Genomic DNA, 16,054 nt, shown 5'->3' with positions numbered 1-16,054 from the left:
CGGGCCACGCTCAGCCCAGCTGCAGTGAGGTGATCAGCCAGCCGCCCCGAGATCCGTTCGGGGCGGCTGGTCTGCGTTCGGCCCGTCCCGCCACCGCGAACGTCCGGTTCCCGCGCGCGTAGGTGCCGAACACTTCGGCTACGTCGGGTCCGCTCGGGCGCAGATGGACCCGCTGCAGCTGCGCGACGCCGAGCCGGCGCGCAGGTGACCCCGCCCTCGCGAGCGCGGCCACCAGGTCGATCGGGGCGGGCTCGAGCAGTGTGCGCAGTTGCGCGGGCTGGCGTCGCCTGTCGAGCACCTCGAGCGTCATGCGCAGTGCGGTCTCGGCGAACCGGAGCGCCGCGGGGTCGACCGCCTGCACCGGCGCGGCGCGGCGTGGGGACCGGCCGTCGTGCGCGGAGCGGCGGGGTGCGTGCAGGCTCGCGGGCCTGGGCGCCCCGGGCGTGGCCGGGGTGTCCAGCGGCGGTTCAGCGGGCGGCGCGCCCGTCACGAACAGTCCGCCGCGGAAGGGAAGCGGTCCGGTCATAGTTCTCTCCCGTGCTCGATCGACTTCGGTCGTGTCTTCCGGGGAGAGGCCGGACGTTGCTGCCGAGGATTGCACGAATTGTCCGTCCGCGCACGGATTTCGGCCTCCTCATCTCGCGCCGGCCCAGGCCGCACCCTAGGGTTGGGCGCATGCGCGGCTTGGTGATGGACTTCGGCGGCGTGCTGGCCGGACCCGGCTCGGGCGGGCGCCTGCTGGCCGGGATTCTCACGGACCTCCGCCGGCGCGGCGTGCGCACCGCGATCCTGAGCAACGACCCGGGCGGGCCGGCGGCAGCGGGGCTGCGCGAACTCGGCGAGGGCCGGTTGGTGGACACTGTGGTGCTCTCCGGCGACGTCGGACTCGCCAAGCCCGATCCACGGATCTTCCGGCTGACCGCGCGGCGCCTCGACCTGGAACCCGGGGACTGTGTGTTCGTCGACGACCTGGTGGCGAACGTGCGGGGTGCGGTCGTGGCGGGGATGGTCGGCGTCCGTCACGTCGATCCGGAGACCACGGCGGGGGAGCTGGGCATTCTTTTCGATCTGGAGCAAGCGGGCATGGGGGGCACGGACTGACATGGCGACGAGGCTGACCACACAGGACGCATCGTTCTACTTTCTCGAGGCGAGCACCACGCCGATGCACCTCGGGTCGCTGGCGATCCTCGAGGCGCCGGAGGGCGGCCTCGACTACGAGGACCTGCTCACGCACGTCGAGCGCAGGCTGCCGCTGGTGCCGCGGTACCGGCAGCGGGTGCGCGAGGTGGCGTTCGGCCTCGCGCGACCGGTCTGGGTGGACGATCGCGACTTCGACATCACCTACCACGTGCGCCGGTCGGCGCTGCCGAAACCCGGCTCCGACGAGCAGTTGCACGACCTGGTGGCGCGGTTGACGTCCCGGCCGCTGGACCGGTCCCGGCCGCTGTGGGAGATGTATCTCGTCGAGGGTCTGGCGAACAACCGGATCGCGATCTTCACCAAGTCGCACTCCTCGTTGGTGGACGGGGCGAAGGCGCTCGAGATCAACCAGGTGATCCTCGACCCGAGCCTGCAGCCGCGCGAGGTCGCGGAGGAGCTGTGGATGCCGGGTCGCGAACCCCGAGAGGCGGAACTGGTCCTCGACGCGGTCGCGGAGATGATCGCCCGCCCGAGCGAGGGAGCCGCCACCATCCGGATGGTGCTCGGTGATCTGGTGGGCGAGGCGACCAAGGCGATCGGCAACGTCGCCGCCGTGGTCCGGACCGCCGCCACCACGGCGCCGTCGACCCCGCTCAACGCGACCATCTCCCGCAACCGCCGGTTCGCGACGGTCAAGACCGATCTCGACGCCTACCGGACCATCCGCGCCAAGTTCGGCTGCACCGTCAACGACGCGATCCTCGCGGTGCTCACCGGGGCGCTGCGCAACTGGCTGCTCTCGCGCGGCGAACCGGTCATCGCGTTCTCGTCGGTGCGTGCCCTGGTCCCGATCGCCGTGTACGTCACGGGGGAGGGGACGGACGAGGCGTTCGACCCGGAGGTGGACCCCGCCGAACGGGAGACGATGCGCGAGAGCGCCGAGCGCCGGGTCTACTCGTGGATGATCGACCTGCCGGTGGGAGAGCCCAATCCGGTGGTGCGGCTCTCGCACATCGCGCACGCGTCGGAGGCGCACGCCAAGCAGAACCGGACGGTGAATGCGCAGACCCTCGTGCGGATGTCGGGCACGGCGCCGGCGACGTTGCACGCGATGGGTTTGCGGGTCGCGAGCGGGCTCTCGCAGCGCATGTTCAACCTCGTGATCACGAATGCACCGGGACCGCGGACCCCGCTGTACCTGGACAATGCGAAGCTCCTGGAGATGTACCCGGTCTCGCCGCTGCTGCGCAATCAGGCGCTCAGCGTGGGGCTGACGTCCTACGACGGCCACGTCTACTACGGTTTGAACGGAGATCGGGACGCGATGTCCGATGTCGACGTGGTGGCGTCGCTGCTGTACGAGGCGCTCGAGGAACTGTTGGATGCCAGTAAGTGAAGGGGTGTGCATGAGGGTCTACGTGCCCGCGACGATCGCGATGCTGCAGCGGTTGGTCGCAGACCAGCAGCTGGATCCGGTGAGCCGCACCGCTTTTGCCGTCACTCCCGCACTGCGCGAGGCGTACGCCTCCGGTGACGACGACGAGCTGGCGGAGGTCGCGATGATCGAGGCGGCGCGCGCGTCGCTGCGACTGCTGGCCGCCGAATCGGGGGAGGGCGAGACGCCCGTGCGCCGCCGAGCGGTGATCGCGGCCGACGTCGAGGACGTCAAGCTGCGTCCCGACCTCGACGATGCGGTGGTGCGGCTGGGCGCGCCGTTGGACCTGTCCGCCGTCGCCTCCGTGCACGTGGATCTCGCGGAGGCCGAGGAGTCGATCGGGCGGGCGGCCGAGGCGATCGACGCCGCCGATCTCGGCGACGCGGATGCAGAGTTCGTGCTCGGCGACGCCGAGGATCACGAGCTCGCCTGGTACGCCACGCAGGAACTGCCCTTCCTGCTCGAACTGCTCTGAAGTTCTCCGTCCGACCGCGTGACAGCTCGGTGCACCTGCGGGTAACCTACGGTCCCGTAACCTAGGTGAGTGGACGGGAATCTGATGGGTCTGAGGAAGTGGCTCGAGGCGCCGGCGGCGAATGTGTCGGCACCCCGGCGGCCGAGTTTGAACATGCTGCGCGGGGCGGTGACCCGGGTGACCACTCCGCTGTTGCCGGACGACTTCCTGCATCTGGCGAATCCGCTGTGGTCGGCGCGAGAGCTGCGCGGCAAGGTCGTCGAGGTCCGCAAGGAGACCTCCGACTCGGCGACGCTGGTGATCAAGCCGGGCTGGGGCTTCGACTTCGACTACCAGCCCGGCCAGTACATCGGGATCGGCCTGCTCGTCGACGGTCGCTTCCACTGGCGCTCGTACTCTCTGACCTCCCCGCCCAGCCGCGAGCACAAGCTGATCACCATCGCGGTCAAGGCGATGCCGGAAGGTCAGCTGTCCAGCCACCTGATCAACGGCGTCCCCTCGGGGACCGTCGTCCGGCTCGCGGCGCCGCAGGGGAACTTCTCGCTGCCCGAGCCGCCGCCCGCGAAGATCCTCTTCATCACCGCCGGCAGCGGGATCACCCCGGTGATGGCGATGTTGCGCGCGATGGTGCGCCGCGACGAACTCCCCGACGTGGTGCACGTGCACTCCGCGCCGACCGCCGACGACGTGATGTTCGGCGAGGAACTGCTCGCGCTGCACGAGCGGCACCCGAACTTCGTCTCGCACGTCCAGCACACCCGCACCGGCGGCCGGTTCAAGCTGGCCGACCTCGACGAGCTCTACCCGGACTGGCGCGAGCGGCAGACGTGGGCGTGTGGGCCCGCGGAGATGCTCGACGAGGTCGAGCGGGTGTGGGCCGACGCGGCGATCTCCGATCGTCTGCACACCGAGCGGTTCTCGATCTCACGGGCGGACACGTCCGGGCAGGGTGGCACCGTCACCTTCGCGAAGTCCGGCCGGTCGGTCGAGATCGACGGCGCGACCACGGTGCTCGAGGCGGGCGAGAAGCTGGGCGTGCAGATGCCCTTCGGCTGCCGGATGGGCATCTGCCAGACGTGTGTGGTGCCGCTGGTCTCGGGTCACATCCGTGATCTGCGATCGGGGCGCGAGCACTCGGAGGGGGAGCGCGTGCAGACCTGCATCTCCTCGGCTGCGGGCGACTGTACCTTCGATCTCTGATCGGCGGCCCGCCGCCGCCAGCCGAAATTCGTCTATCGTTGTTCTCACGCGCCGCGGTGTCCTCCCCGGTGATCTGATCTAGCCCCGACGGAGGGCCGCCCCTGATGGCCATCACGGACATCAAAGAGTTTTCCCACCTGACCCAGTCGGACATCGACACGCTCGGCCGCGAACTCGACGAGATTCGGCACGACGTGGAGGAGTCGCTCGGCGCGCGCGACGCCCGGTACATCCGCGGCGTCATCCGGCTGCAGCGCGCACTCGAGTTCGGCGGCAGGCTGACGCTGTTCGGGAGCAAGTACCGTCCCGCCTGGCTCGCGGGAACGGCCATGCTCGCGCTGTCCAAGTGCATCGAGAACATGGAACTCGGCCACAACGTGGTGCACGGGCAGTGGGACTGGATGAACGATCCGGAGATCCACTCCACCACTTGGGAGTGGGACATGACGGGTCCGTCCGCGCAGTGGAAGCGGGCCCACAACTACTCGCACCACACCTACACCAACATCGTGGGGATGGACGAGGACGTCCAGTTCGGGATCATCCGAATGACGCGCGACGTGCCGTGGCGTCCGATCAACCTGCTGCAGCCCGTCGCCAACGTCGTGCTGGCCTCTGCCTTCGAGTGGGGTATCGCCCTGCATGACTGGAAGATCACGCAGGACGCCGCGCGGGAGCGGGGCGACGACCAGCTTGCCGAGGTCAACCGGGACTTCGCCCGCAAGATCGCGCGGCAGGTGATCAAGGACTACGTCCTGTTCCCGGCGCTGACCGGTCCGGCGTGGCGCAGCACGCTGACCGCGAACGCGACCGCGAACCTGGCCCGCAACCTGTGGGCCTACACGGTGATCTTCTGCGGACACTTCCCGGACGGTGCGGAGAAGTTCACCGTCGAGCAGTACCGGAACGAGACCAAGCCGGAGTGGTACCTGCGGCAGATGCTGGGCTCGGCCAACTTCAAGTCGGGCCGGGTGATGGGGTTCATGAGCGGAAACCTCAGCTACCAGATCGAGCACCACCTGTTCCCCGATCTGCCGAGCAATCGGTTGCGGGAGGTCTCGGTTCGGGTCCGGTCGCTGTGCGACAAGTACGACCTGCCGTACACGACGGGATCGTTGGGCAAGCAGTACCTCTTGGCGTTGCGAACGATTCACAAGCTGTCGCTGCCGGACCGTTTTCTGAAGGCGACCTCGGATGACGCCCCGGAAACGTCGTCGGAGCGTAAATTCCTCGTCGGTGACCCCGCGGTGAACCCGCTGCGGGTCGATCCGGCCACCGGCCGTCGGATCGGTCTCCGATCGGCCCTGCGTCGGATGCGCGAGCGCGGTCGACCCCTCCCGGTGTGAGCTGCACCACAATGTCCCGACCGTAACCTACGGGGTCGTAAGTTACGGTACGGTAGGTCCCTGTACGGGAACGTCTAGGTCCGGGAGAGTCGATGGCAATCGCCGACATCAAGGAGTACGCGCACCTCACCGAGGCGGACGTCGAGGCGCTCGGTCGAGAGCTCGACGCGATCCGCCGGGACGTCGAGGACTCGCGGGGCGAACGCGACGCACGGTACCTCCGCAACACCATCCGGCTGCAGCGCTCGCTCGAGGTGGCCGGTCGGGCCGTGCTCTTCGGCAGCCGTAAGCGCCCGTTGTGGCTGCTCGGCGCCGGCCTGCTCGGCACGTCGAAGATCATCGAGAACATGGAGCTCGGCCACAACGTCATGCACGGCCAGTGGGACTGGATGAACGATCCCGAGGTGCACTCGAGCGCCTGGGAGTGGGACGTGGTCGGACCGTCCGCGCACTGGAAGCAGACGCACAACTACATCCATCACAAGTACACGAACGTCCTCGGCATGGACGACGACGTGGGATACGGCCTGCTGCGGGTCACGCGCGACCAGCGCTGGAAGCCGTTCAACATGGCGAACGTGCCGTTGAACGCGCTGCTCGCGCTGTTCTTCGAGTGGGGCATTGCCGCGCAGCACCTCGAGCTCGGCAAGGTCGCGAAGGGTCGCGTCGACATGGCCGAGTTCAAGGTCAAGCGTGACGAGGTGGTCGAGAAGATCGGCAAGCAGGCGCTCAAGGACTACGTGATGTTCCCGGCGCTCACCGGCAAGGCCTGGAAGAGCACGCTCACCGCGAACTTCACCGCGAACATCATTCGCAACGTGTGGACCAACGCGGTCATCTTCTGCGGGCACTTCCCGGACGGTGCCGAGAAGTTCACCAAGGCGGACATCGACGCCGAGACGCACGAGCAGTGGTACCTGCGGCAGATGCTCGGCAGCGCGAACATCTCGGGCGGCCGGGTGATGGACTTCATGACCGGCAACCTGAGCTACCAGATCGAGCACCACATCTTCCCCGACCTGCCGTCGAACCGGTACGCCGAGATCGCTGTGAAGGTGCGGGCGCTGTGCGACAAGTACGACCTGCCGTACACCACTGGTCCGCTGCTGGTGCAGTACGGCAAGTCGTGGCGCACCATCGCGAAACTGTCGTTGCCGAACAAGTACCTGCGCGACACCGTCGACGACGCCCCCGAAACCGCGTCGGAGCGCAAGTGGGAGGGCCGCGAGGCGGTGCTGACCGTGGACCCGGAAACCGGCCGCAGCCGTGGTCTTCGAACCGCCATCCGCGAGGCGAAGAAGCGCCGTGGCCTGCGGGGACTTCTCGCCCGCTGATCGAGCTCCGACGCTGACGTGGGTGCCCCGCCCCCGACGGGTGGGGCACCCACATCGGCGTCGTGTCGCTACTGGCCGGCCGACCCGACGATGGCCGAACCGGTGCTGATGAGGGTCTTGAAGATGCTCATGACGTCGCCGAGGACGGAGGAACCGGCGTCGATGATCAATTGTGCGCTACCCATCTGAACTCCTTATGTCGTGACGAGAGATGTCGTGACCTGTGAGCTGATTCGAATCAGATTTGAGCTCGTACAGTGTAAACACGTCGATTGCGGGTCGGAGTCGGCGAATCGTGGAACGTGACCCGACCGTGACGACGCGGGGCGGTGCGCTACCAGGCCTCGTTGGACGTCAGCGCGACCAGCAGCAGGCGCACCGCGGCGACCCGGCGCGCGGCCTCTCCCTCGAGCCGGTCCAGCGCGCACTCGGGATCGGCAGGCGGGCCGAGATGGGTGCATCCGCGGGGGCAGTCCTCGATGGCCGCCGCGAGGTCGGTGAACGCCCCCATCACGTCGTCCGGTGAGATGTGGGCGAGCCCGAAGGACCTGATGCCGGGCGTGTCCACGACCCATCCGCGGGGCAGATTCACGGACTGGTCGGGCAGGGGCGGCAGCGGCAGCGCCACCGACTGGGTGGACGTGTGCCTGCCCTTGCCGACACCCGACACCACGCCGGTGGCCCGATCCGCATCGGGCACAAGGCGATTCACGAGTGTCGACTTGCCGACGCCGGAATGCCCGATGAGTGCGGTGACGGTGCCCGCGAGGATGGCCTGCACCGCGTCGAGCGCGTCGTCCTGACCGGCGAGCACCACCGGCACGTCCAGGTCGGCGAACGCGGCCGCGAACTCCTGGTGGTCGGCGAGATCGCCCTTGGTCAGGCACAGAACGGGTTTCAGGCCGCCGACGTAGGCCGCGACCAGTGCGCGCTCGACGAATCCGGTGCGCGGCGGTGGGTCCGCGAGCGCGACCACGATCAGCAGCTGCGAGGCATTGGCGACCACGATGCGCTCGTACGGATCGGTGTCGTCGGCGGTGCGGCGCAACACCGTGGTGCGGTCCTCGACCCGCACGATCCGGGCGAGGGTGTCGGTGCGGCCGGAGACGTCGCCGACCACTCCCACGCGGTCGCCGACGACGATCGGGGTGCGGCCGAGCTCGCGGGCCCGCATGGCCACCACCGGACGGTCCGGGTCGCCGTCCAGTACGCATCCCCAGCGGCCACGGTCCACCGAGACCACCATCGCGGACTCGGCACTCTTGTGCTCGGGCCGGGTCTTGGTGCGCGGACGCGAGCCCTTGCCCGGGCGGATCCGGACGTCGGACTCGTCGTACCGGCGGGCGGTCAGGAGGATGCCCCGATCGGGCTCAGCATTGTCTCCCAAAGTTTTTCGAACCCAGGCAGGGTCTTCGCGGTGGTTCCGACGTCGTCGACGTCGATGCCCGGGACGACGAGGCCGAGGATCGCGCCCGCGGTCGCCATCCGGTGGTCGGCGTAGGAGCGCCAGGTGCCGCCATGGAGCGGCCGCGGTTCGATCCGCAGTCCGTCGTCGGTCTCGGTCACGGCGCCGCCGAGGTTGTTGATCTCCGTGGAAAGTGCTGCGAGCCGGTCCGTTTCGTGACCACGCAGGTGCGCGATTCCGCGCAGGACGGAGGGGCTCTCGGCGAGCGCGGCCAGTGCCGCCACGGTGGGGGTGAGCTCGCCGACGTCGTGCAGGTCTACGTCGATACCGCGTAGCGTGCGGGCGCCGGTGACGGTCAGCAGTGAATCATGAAGGGTCGCATCGCATCCCATCTGGGTCAGGATATCCCTGATTGCGTCCCCCGGCTGCGTGGTGGCCGACGGCCACAGCGGCACACTGACCGTGCCCGCGGTGACCGCGGCGGCGGACAGGAACGGCGTCGCGTTCGACAGGTCCGGCTCCACCACCCAGTCCACCGCGGTGACGGGTCCGGGCCAGACCTGCCAGGTGTTCGCATCCCCGTCGGCCGGCGTCTGCACGCGCACGCCGGCCTCGCGCAGCATCTCCACCGTCATGTCGATGTGCGGCATGGACGGTACCGACGCGCCGTCGTGGCGCACGGTCACGCCGCGTTCGAAACGGGCCGCCGAGAGCAGCAGCCCGGAGACGAACTGCGACGAGCCGGAGGCGTCGATGGTCACGGCGCCGCCCGCGACCGATCCGTGGCCGGTCACCGTGAACGGGAGCCCGTCGCCGTCGATCCCGACACCGAGTCCGCGCAGTGCCTCGAGAATGGTGCCGAGCGGCCGGGTGCGCGCCTGCTCGTCGCCGTCGAAGGAGACGAGTCCGTTCGCGAGCGCCGCGACCGGCGGCAGGAAGCGCATCACGGTGCCGGCGAGGCCGCAGTCCACGGTGGCCGCGCCGAGCGGTCCGGGGGTGACCCGCAGCGTGGTCGGCGAGCCGTCGACCTCGTCGATCCCGACGCCGAGGGCGCGCAGTGCGTCGATCATCAGGTCGGTGTCCCGGCTGCGCAGCGCCCCCGTCACGGTGGAGGGTCCCCCGGCGATCGCGGCGAGGATCAGGGCTCGGTTCGTGATCGACTTCGAGCCCGGCAGGGTCACGGTCGCGTGCACGGGCGATTCGGCGAGGGGCGCTCTCCACAGACTCACGTGCACCATCTTCCCGCATCGCGGCACGTGTCGGTGCAGGGGCACACAATGGTCGTATGTGCGGCAGATACGCGACGACGGTGGACCCGGCCCTGCTGGCGGTCGAGCTGGATGCGATCGACGAGACCGTGAGCGGCCCGCGGGAGCCGACCGAGAACTACAACGTCGCGCCGACCGACCCGGTGCTGACCGTGGTGAGCAGGCATTCGCGCGAGCATCCCGACGACGCGCCCGCGCGACGGATTCGGCGTATGCGCTGGGGGCTGGTGCCGCCGTGGACCAAGGCGGGGGCACCCGGCGTGCCGGCCAAGGGGGCGCCGCTGTTCAACGCCCGCGCGGACACCGCGGCGACCAAGCCCGCGTTCCGGACGGCGCTGAGGACCAAACGGTGCCTGGTCCCGATGGACGGCTGGTACGAGTGGCTGACCGAGCCCGCCGGGGCGGGGAAGGCCGCGAAGGTCCCCTACTTCATGACCCCGGCCGACGGCTCCCGGCCGTACATGGCCGGCCTGTGGTCGGTGTGGCGTGACCGGGATGCGGACGCCGGCCCGCTGCTCAGCGCCACGATCCTCACCACGGACTCGGTCGGCGAGCTGCAGGCGATCCACGACCGGATGCCGCTGATGCTCACCCCCGAGCACTGGGACCGGTGGCTCGATCCCGATGCGGACGCCCCGACCGAACTGCTCGGCCAGGTGGCCGCCGAGGTGGCCGCGGGAATCGAGATCCGGCGGGTGTCGGACCGGGTGAACAGCGTGCGCAACGACGGCCCCGACCTGGTCGCCCCGGCCGGTCCCGCGGGGTCGGCGGTGGGCGAGCAGATCAGCCTGCTGTGACCAGCCCGCTGACCTGGGCGAGGAGTTCGAGCGAGCGCAACCAGGCGGCCCGGTCGGTGGCCGAGGAGACGACCATCAGCTCGTCGGCGCCGGTCTGCTCGGCGAACCGGTCCAGGTAGTCGCGTACGACGGTGGGCGTGCCGACCGCCGAGTACCGGACCATCTGCAGCACCTGCTGGCCCGCGGGGGACTCGAGGATCAGGTCCGCCTCGTCCGGGGTGAAGGTGCGCCCGCGGCCGACGAACAGCCCGACCCGCTTGCGCTTGGCGTCGAGGAAGAGCCGGTCGGCCTCGTCCTGGGTGTCCGCGGCGATGACGTTCGCGGCCGCGATCACGTACGGCTCCGACAGCTGCGCCGACGGCCGGAACTCGCGCCGGTAGATCGCGATCGCGTCGTGCAGGGCGTTGGGCGCGAAATGCGACGCGAACGCGTAGGGCAGGCCCAGCATCGCGGCCAGCTTCGCCCCGAACAGCGAGGAGCCGAGAATGTACAGCGGCACGTCGGTGCCCTTGCCGGGCGTCGCCTCGATGCCGGGGATGCGGGACGGTCCGGTCAGGTAGCCCTGCAGTTCCAGCACGTCCTGCGGGAAGGACTCCGCCGAGCTGGGGTCGCGGCGCAAGGCCCGCATCGTCTTCTGGTCGCTGCCGGGCGCGCGACCGAGACCGAGGTCGATCCGCCCGGGGTGCAGTTCGGCCAGGGTGCCGAACTGCTCGGCGATGGTCAGGGGCGCGTGATTGGGCAGCATGATGCCGCCCGCACCCAGCCGGATTCGCTCGGTGTGCGCGGCGACGTGCGCGATGAGCACGCTGGTCGCCGACGAGGCGATGGACGGCATGTTGTGGTGCTCGGCGTACCAGATGCGGTCGTATCCCCACCCTTCGGCGGCCTGCGCCATCGCCACGCTGGAGCGGAGGCTGTCGGCGGCCGTTTCCCCGTCTCCGATGTGGGCGAGATCGAGGATGGAGAGTGGAACCGTCACGGTGGTACCGCCTTCTTTCGATGACAACAGTCGTTCGTGGAGACAAGTCGTTGTGTGGTGCAACAGTCCGTGGCCGGAAAGTAATTCCCCGTGCACGGACTTTCGGGCTCAGCCCGCGGTGATGGGCGCGAGCACCGCGCCGGTCAACCGGACGAGGTCGGCGGGATCGAGATCGATCTCGAGGCCGCGCCTGCCCGCGCTGCAGAGCATCCGGTCCCAGTTCGCGGCGGACGCGTCGATCACGGTCGGGAGCTTCTTGCGCTGGCCGAGCGGGGAGATGCCGCCGAGGACGTAGCCGGTGGACCGCTGCGCCTCCGCCTGGTCGGCCATCACCGCCTTGCCCGCCCCCAGCGCCGCGGCGGCGGCCTTGAGGGAGAGCTTCTCCGGGACCGGCAGCACCGCGACCGCCAGCTTGCCGTCGGCGGTCTTGATGACGAGCGTCTTGAAGATCTGCGCGGCGTCCAGGCCGAGGTCGGCGGCCAGCGCGTCCACGGCCTCGGTGCCGTACGAGGCGCTCGTGGGGTCGTGCTCGTAGCTGTGCACGCGGTGCGCGACCTTGCCCTTGACGAGTGCCTGCGTTGCCGGGGTTGCGGAGCCTGCCATGGCGACGACTCTAGTTTCGAGGGAACACACAGTGACACGTCCGTGGGAACACTCGGGACATGTCCGTGGGAACACTCGGGACATGTCCGTGGGAACACTCGGCGGCGACCCGGCGTTGCACCGAGCACGTTGGTCCATACCGAGAGGAGTCGTAGGTGTCGGTGCAGTGCCTCGAGCGCCCCGCTGACCGCATCCCCGTCGAACGGGTGGCGGTAGCCTTGATCCCTACGGCGACTGAAGGGATCAGCGTGCCTAACGACCGGCGTGAGCCAGAAGACCAGCAGCTAGCGGAGTCGGCGACCGAGCTGACCGCGCGGTTCGAGCGCGATGCGCTGCCACTGCTGGACCAGCTGTACGGCGCAGCTCTGCGCATGACCCGCAACCCCGCGGACGCGGAGGACCTGGTCCAGGAGACCTACATCAAGGCCTACTCGGCGTTCCGCTCCTTCAAGGAGGGCACGAACCTCAAGGCCTGGCTGTACCGGATCCTGACCAACACCTACATCAACTCGTACCGCAAGAAGCAGCGTCAGCCGGCGCAGTACCCGACCGACGAGATCACCGACTGGCAGCTCGCCGCGACGGCCGAGCACACCTCTCAGGGTCTGCGGTCGGCCGAGGTCGAGGCCCTCGACGCGCTGCCAGACGACGACATCAAGGCGGCGTTGCAGGAGTTGCCGGAGGAGTTCCGGATGGCGGTGTACTACGCCGACGTCGAGGGCTTCCCGTACAAGGAGATCGCCGAGATCATGGGCACCCCGATCGGCACCGTGATGTCGCGGCTGCACCGTGGCCGCAAGCAGCTGCGCGGGTTGCTGGCCGACGTGGCACGCGAACGAGGATTCAACCGGAGCGCCGCGGCGGCAGCGTCCACAGCTCAGCAGCAGGAGGCGTCCCGGTGAGCGAGCAGAACGAGTTCGAGCAGCTGGACTGCTCCGCGGTGATCGCGGACGTGTGGCTGATGCTCGACAACGAGTGCGACGACACGACGCGCGCCCGGCTGCGGCGGCACATGGAGGACTGCGGATCCTGCTTCGAGGCGTACGGCATCGAGGAGAAGGTGAAGTCGCTGGTGAACCGCAAGTGCGGCGGGGAGCACGCGCCGGACGGGCTTCGGGAGCGGCTGAAGATCCAGCTGCGGACCACCACGATCATCACGCGGGTCGATCCCGACCACTAGGCATACGCACGGCGAGGGCCGCCCGGGACTTCCCGGACGGCCCTCGTTGGGCATTCAGCTCCCGAAGAACAGTTCGGCGGAGCCCGCGGGGCTGGGGACCTGACATCCGGCGGCACAGCTCACGGTGACGCCCGTCGGTGACCAGTCGAGGGTGGTGACGCCGTCGGCGCTGACGATCAGGCGCGCGTTGAGGTTGACTCCCGGCTCGCCGGTGGCGGAGCGCTCTTCGGGGGCGGCCGTTCGGCCGCATCCGACGGCCGGTCCGAGGTTCGGATTCTGGAGTTCGTAGACGGCGTCGTAGACGACGGTGGAACCGGTGGTGGGGTCGACAGTCCACGAGCCCGAGGCGCCCCTGTAGGGGTCCGTCGGTGTGGAGACGCGTTCGCCTGTCGGGTTGGTATACGTCACGGTCCCGGAAACCGGACGCTGCCACTTGCGGATGCCGCACACGTCGAGCGTCTCGTTGACCTGCTGGATCTGGGTGACCTGCCGGGCGGGGCCATTGGTTGCGGAGATGGTTGTGCGGTAGTGGATTTCGTCGCCGACGAATCCGATGTTCGGCCCGACGACCTCGTGGGTGACGGCGAGGTTGTCATGCGTCGTTGTCGCGCGGGTGGCGGAGGCGTCGTGGCCGGGTGCGGCCACGGATCCGACTGCGTCAGCGGATTGGGCGGCGGCGATGCCGGTGACGCCGGCGGCGAGCAGTGCGGCGGCCGCGGTCGTGATGGCGAGGCGTGCGACGGTGTGTCGACGGGTGTGGGGCACGTGTGCTCCTGAGTGAGGTGGATTGTCGGGGGTGGGCGTCAGGTCAGCTGCCGAAGGAGCCGAGGAAGATCTTGAGGAATTCGTCAGTGCTCATGGTGTAACCGGCGCACCCGTCGCAGCGCGTCTGGGCCTTCATCGACGGGAAGTTCTGGGTGCCGAGCCCGGAGATGTCGGCGGTGACACCGGAGTTCTGGACATAGGCGGTGTATTCCTGCCTCATGGTTCCGTACCAGTTGTAGGTGACCTCGATGACGACGGTGTCGCCGGCCGCGGTGATGGGCCACCCGGGTCCGGACGCCACGTAGTTGCCCCGCAGTTGCGGCTCCACGTAGTTGCCCTCCACCTCCGGCGTGGCCGTGATCGTCTCGGTGGTCCTGCCGCCGTCCGTCTGGGTGTAGGTGATCTTTGCCGTGGGGCTGCTGGTGTACCGGGGCCCTCGGTCCTGGATCCGGGTGATCAGGCGGTCCGGGGTCCCGGCTGTGGAGAAGGTGGTGCGGAAGGTCACCTGCAGGCCGCCCCCGCCCACGTTCCTGCCGACGACCTCCCGGGTGATCGTCACGTTGTCGACGGTGGCGGTGTCCGAGCGCTGCAGGTCGGGGTCGTTTCCGTTTTCGATGACGCGCTCAGCGGAACCGACCAGGTCGAGGTTGGAGACGTCGACGCTGCCGCCGCTGCTGCCTGTCACGCTTTCGATGCTGCCGGTCGCGCCTGCGCTTGCGGTGCCGGTCAGCAGGCCGGCGGCGAGCAGCGCGGAGGTGGTGGCGACCGCGGCGAGGCGGTGGGCGGGTGTCGATGAGCGGGACACGGGACTCCGTTCGGGACGGGCGATTGGGGCACGTCTCGGGGGAGTCGACACTGTGCGTATCCCCCCCGGCCGCGTATGCCGTGATCGTATGGACGGCCGCCCGGTTTCGCCGGAGAAAGTGAAAACTGTTGTGTATAACGGCATTCCGAGCTTGTGAGCGTTGGCTCGACGCGCGCAACGAGGGCAACCCGGAATTTCTCGGGTTGCCCTCGTCGTGAGGTAACAGGTCAGCTGCCGGGGAAGGGGATGGTCGTGACGTAGCCAACACACCCGTCGCAGCGCGTCTGGGCCTTCATCGACGGGAAGTTCTGGGTGCCGAGCCCGGAGATGTCGGCGGTGACACCGGAGTTCTGGACATAGGCGGTGTACTCCTGCCTCATGGTTCCGTACCAGGTGTAGGTGACCTCGATGACGACGGTGTCGCCGGCCGCGGTGATGGGCCACCCGGTTCCGGATGCCACGTATTCGCCTATCGCGTATCCACCCGTGGAATCCAGGGTGGACGCGATCGTCTCGGTGGTCCTGCCGCCGTCCGCCTTGGTGTAGGTGATCTTTGCCGTGGGGCTCCCGGTGTATTTGGGCCCTTGGTCGTCGATCCGGGTGATCAGGCGGTCCGGGGTCCCGGTCGTGGAGAAGGTGGTGCGGAAGGTCACCTGCAGGCCGCCCGAGCCCACATTCTTGCCGACAACCTCGCGAGTGATCGTCACGTTGTCGACGGTGGCGGTGTCCGAGCGCTGCAGGTCGGGGTCGTTTCCGTTCTCGATGACGCGCTCAGCGGAACCGACCAGGTCGAGGTTGGAGACGTCGACGCTGCCGCCGCTGCTGCCGGTCACGCTTTCGATGCTGCCGGTCGCGCCTGCGCTTGCGGTGCCGGTCAGCAGGCCGGCGGCGAGCAGCGCGGAGGTGGTGGCGACCGCGGCGAGGCGGTGGGCGGGTGTTGATGAGCGGGACACGGGACTCCGTTCGAGGTGGGCGACTGGGCGCGCGTGTCGAGGGAGTCGACACTGTGCGGGCCCCCGACCGCGTGTGCGGTCATCGTATGGACGGCCGCCCGGTTCCGCCGGATAATGCGAAAACTGTTGCGTATAACGGCATTCCGAGCTTGTGAGCGTTGGCTCGACGCGCGCAACGAGGGCAACCCGGAATTTCTCGGGTTGCCCTCGTCGTGAGGTAACAGGTCAGCTGCCGGGGAAGGGGATGGTCGTGACGTAGCCAACACACCCGTCGCAGCGCGTCTGGGCCTTCATCGACGGGAAGTTCTGGGTGCCGAGCCCGGAGATGTCGGCGGTGACACCGGAGTTCTGGACATAGGCGGTGTA

The 16,054-nt window shown here is 68.9% G+C and carries 17 protein-coding genes; 9 read left to right on the top strand and 8 right to left on the bottom strand.

Annotated elements, in window-relative coordinates:
* Window positions 1–10: 10 nt before the first annotated feature.
* Window positions 11–526: an Rv3235 family protein gene (locus ACFXGJ_RS07640; protein WP_378617747.1), complete on the bottom strand. Its 516-nt coding sequence runs from the start codon at window positions 524–526 to the stop codon at window positions 11–13.
* Between the two features lie 149 nt (window positions 527–675).
* On the opposite strand from ACFXGJ_RS07640, the gene ACFXGJ_RS07635 reads away from it, so the two are divergent.
* The 6 genes from ACFXGJ_RS07635 (at window position 676) to ACFXGJ_RS07610 (ending at window position 6,933) form a co-directional block, all read left to right on the top strand.
* Window positions 676–1,101, top strand: coding sequence for an HAD-IA family hydrolase (locus ACFXGJ_RS07635; protein ID WP_378617746.1), 426 nt, complete (start codon window positions 676–678; stop codon window positions 1,099–1,101).
* 1 nt (window position 1,102) lies between these two features.
* Complete coding sequence (locus ACFXGJ_RS07630) at window positions 1,103–2,539, top strand: wax ester/triacylglycerol synthase family O-acyltransferase (RefSeq protein WP_378617745.1); 1,437 nt, start codon at window positions 1,103–1,105, stop codon at window positions 2,537–2,539.
* Window positions 2,540–2,549: 10 nt separating this feature from the next.
* Complete coding sequence (locus ACFXGJ_RS07625; RefSeq protein WP_378617744.1) at window positions 2,550–3,053, top strand: DUF6912 family protein; 504 nt, start codon at window positions 2,550–2,552, stop codon at window positions 3,051–3,053.
* Between the two features lie 84 nt (window positions 3,054–3,137).
* On the top strand, window positions 3,138–4,253 hold the full coding sequence (locus tag ACFXGJ_RS07620; protein WP_378617782.1) for a ferredoxin reductase: 1,116 nt from the start codon (window positions 3,138–3,140) through the stop codon (window positions 4,251–4,253).
* 104 nt (window positions 4,254–4,357) lie between these two features.
* Entirely contained in the window at window positions 4,358–5,599 is a 1,242-nt protein-coding gene (locus ACFXGJ_RS07615) for a fatty acid desaturase family protein (RefSeq protein WP_378617743.1), read from the top strand.
* A gap of 92 nt (window positions 5,600–5,691) precedes the next feature.
* Window positions 5,692–6,933 (top strand): fatty acid desaturase family protein, encoded by a 1,242-nt coding sequence (locus ACFXGJ_RS07610; RefSeq protein WP_378617742.1) that lies wholly within the window; start codon window positions 5,692–5,694, stop codon window positions 6,931–6,933.
* A gap of 334 nt (window positions 6,934–7,267) precedes the next feature.
* Here the strand turns inward: ACFXGJ_RS07610 and rsgA are convergent, their stop codons facing one another.
* Both rsgA and aroA read right to left on the bottom strand, forming a co-directional pair.
* A complete protein-coding gene (rsgA, locus tag ACFXGJ_RS07605; protein ID WP_378617741.1) occupies window positions 7,268–8,320 on the bottom strand; it encodes a ribosome small subunit-dependent GTPase A in 1,053 nt (350 codons plus the stop codon).
* Window positions 8,281–9,576 carry a 3-phosphoshikimate 1-carboxyvinyltransferase gene (gene aroA / locus ACFXGJ_RS07600; RefSeq protein ID WP_378617740.1) on the bottom strand — a complete coding sequence of 432 codons (1,296 nt, stop codon included), beginning with the start codon at window positions 9,574–9,576 and terminating at the stop codon, window positions 8,281–8,283. The genes rsgA and aroA overlap by 40 nt, the downstream gene beginning before the upstream one ends.
* Before the next feature lie 47 nt (window positions 9,577–9,623).
* On the opposite strand from aroA, the gene ACFXGJ_RS07595 reads away from it, so the two are divergent.
* Window positions 9,624–10,403, top strand: coding sequence for an SOS response-associated peptidase (locus tag ACFXGJ_RS07595; protein WP_378617739.1), 780 nt, complete (start codon window positions 9,624–9,626; stop codon window positions 10,401–10,403).
* Here ACFXGJ_RS07595 and ACFXGJ_RS07590 read toward each other — a convergent pair.
* On the bottom strand, window positions 10,390–11,382 hold the full coding sequence (locus tag ACFXGJ_RS07590) for an LLM class flavin-dependent oxidoreductase (RefSeq protein WP_378617738.1): 993 nt from the start codon (window positions 11,380–11,382) through the stop codon (window positions 10,390–10,392). The two genes, ACFXGJ_RS07595 and ACFXGJ_RS07590, sit on opposite strands and share 14 nt — an antisense overlap.
* 108 nt (window positions 11,383–11,490) lie before the next feature.
* Window positions 11,491–11,985 carry a Cys-tRNA(Pro) deacylase gene (ybaK, locus tag ACFXGJ_RS07585; protein WP_378617737.1) on the bottom strand — a complete coding sequence of 165 codons (495 nt, stop codon included), beginning with the start codon at window positions 11,983–11,985 and terminating at the stop codon, window positions 11,491–11,493.
* 191 nt (window positions 11,986–12,176) lie between these two features.
* Here ybaK and ACFXGJ_RS07580 point away from each other — a divergent pair, with 191 nt between their 5' ends.
* Window positions 12,177–12,887 carry a sigma-70 family RNA polymerase sigma factor gene (locus tag ACFXGJ_RS07580; RefSeq protein ID WP_378617781.1) on the top strand — a complete coding sequence of 237 codons (711 nt, stop codon included), beginning with the start codon at window positions 12,177–12,179 and terminating at the stop codon, window positions 12,885–12,887.
* Complete coding sequence (gene rsrA / locus ACFXGJ_RS07575) at window positions 12,884–13,165, top strand: mycothiol system anti-sigma-R factor (protein WP_378617736.1); 282 nt, start codon at window positions 12,884–12,886, stop codon at window positions 13,163–13,165. The genes ACFXGJ_RS07580 and rsrA overlap by 4 nt, the downstream gene beginning before the upstream one ends.
* A 54-nt stretch (window positions 13,166–13,219) precedes the next feature.
* Here rsrA and ACFXGJ_RS07570 read toward each other — a convergent pair whose 3' ends face one another.
* From ACFXGJ_RS07570 to ACFXGJ_RS07560, 3 genes are all read right to left on the bottom strand, one after another.
* A complete protein-coding gene (locus tag ACFXGJ_RS07570) occupies window positions 13,220–13,930 on the bottom strand; it encodes a hypothetical protein (RefSeq protein WP_378617735.1) in 711 nt (236 codons plus the stop codon).
* Between the two features lie 43 nt (window positions 13,931–13,973).
* Window positions 13,974–14,735 (bottom strand): hypothetical protein, encoded by a 762-nt coding sequence (locus tag ACFXGJ_RS07565; RefSeq protein WP_378617734.1) that lies wholly within the window; start codon window positions 14,733–14,735, stop codon window positions 13,974–13,976.
* A 227-nt stretch (window positions 14,736–14,962) separates the two neighbouring features.
* Window positions 14,963–15,688 (bottom strand): hypothetical protein, encoded by a 726-nt coding sequence (locus ACFXGJ_RS07560; protein ID WP_378617733.1) that lies wholly within the window; start codon window positions 15,686–15,688, stop codon window positions 14,963–14,965.
* Window positions 15,689–16,054 lie beyond the last annotated feature (366 nt).

Origin of the sequence: Rhodococcus sp. NPDC059234 (assembly GCF_042754225.1) — a bacterium.
Classification (GTDB): Bacteria; Actinomycetota; Actinomycetes; order Mycobacteriales; family Mycobacteriaceae; genus Rhodococcus_G.
Note: the sequence above shows the minus strand (reverse complement) of the source record. Positions and strands in the feature narration are given on the sequence as shown.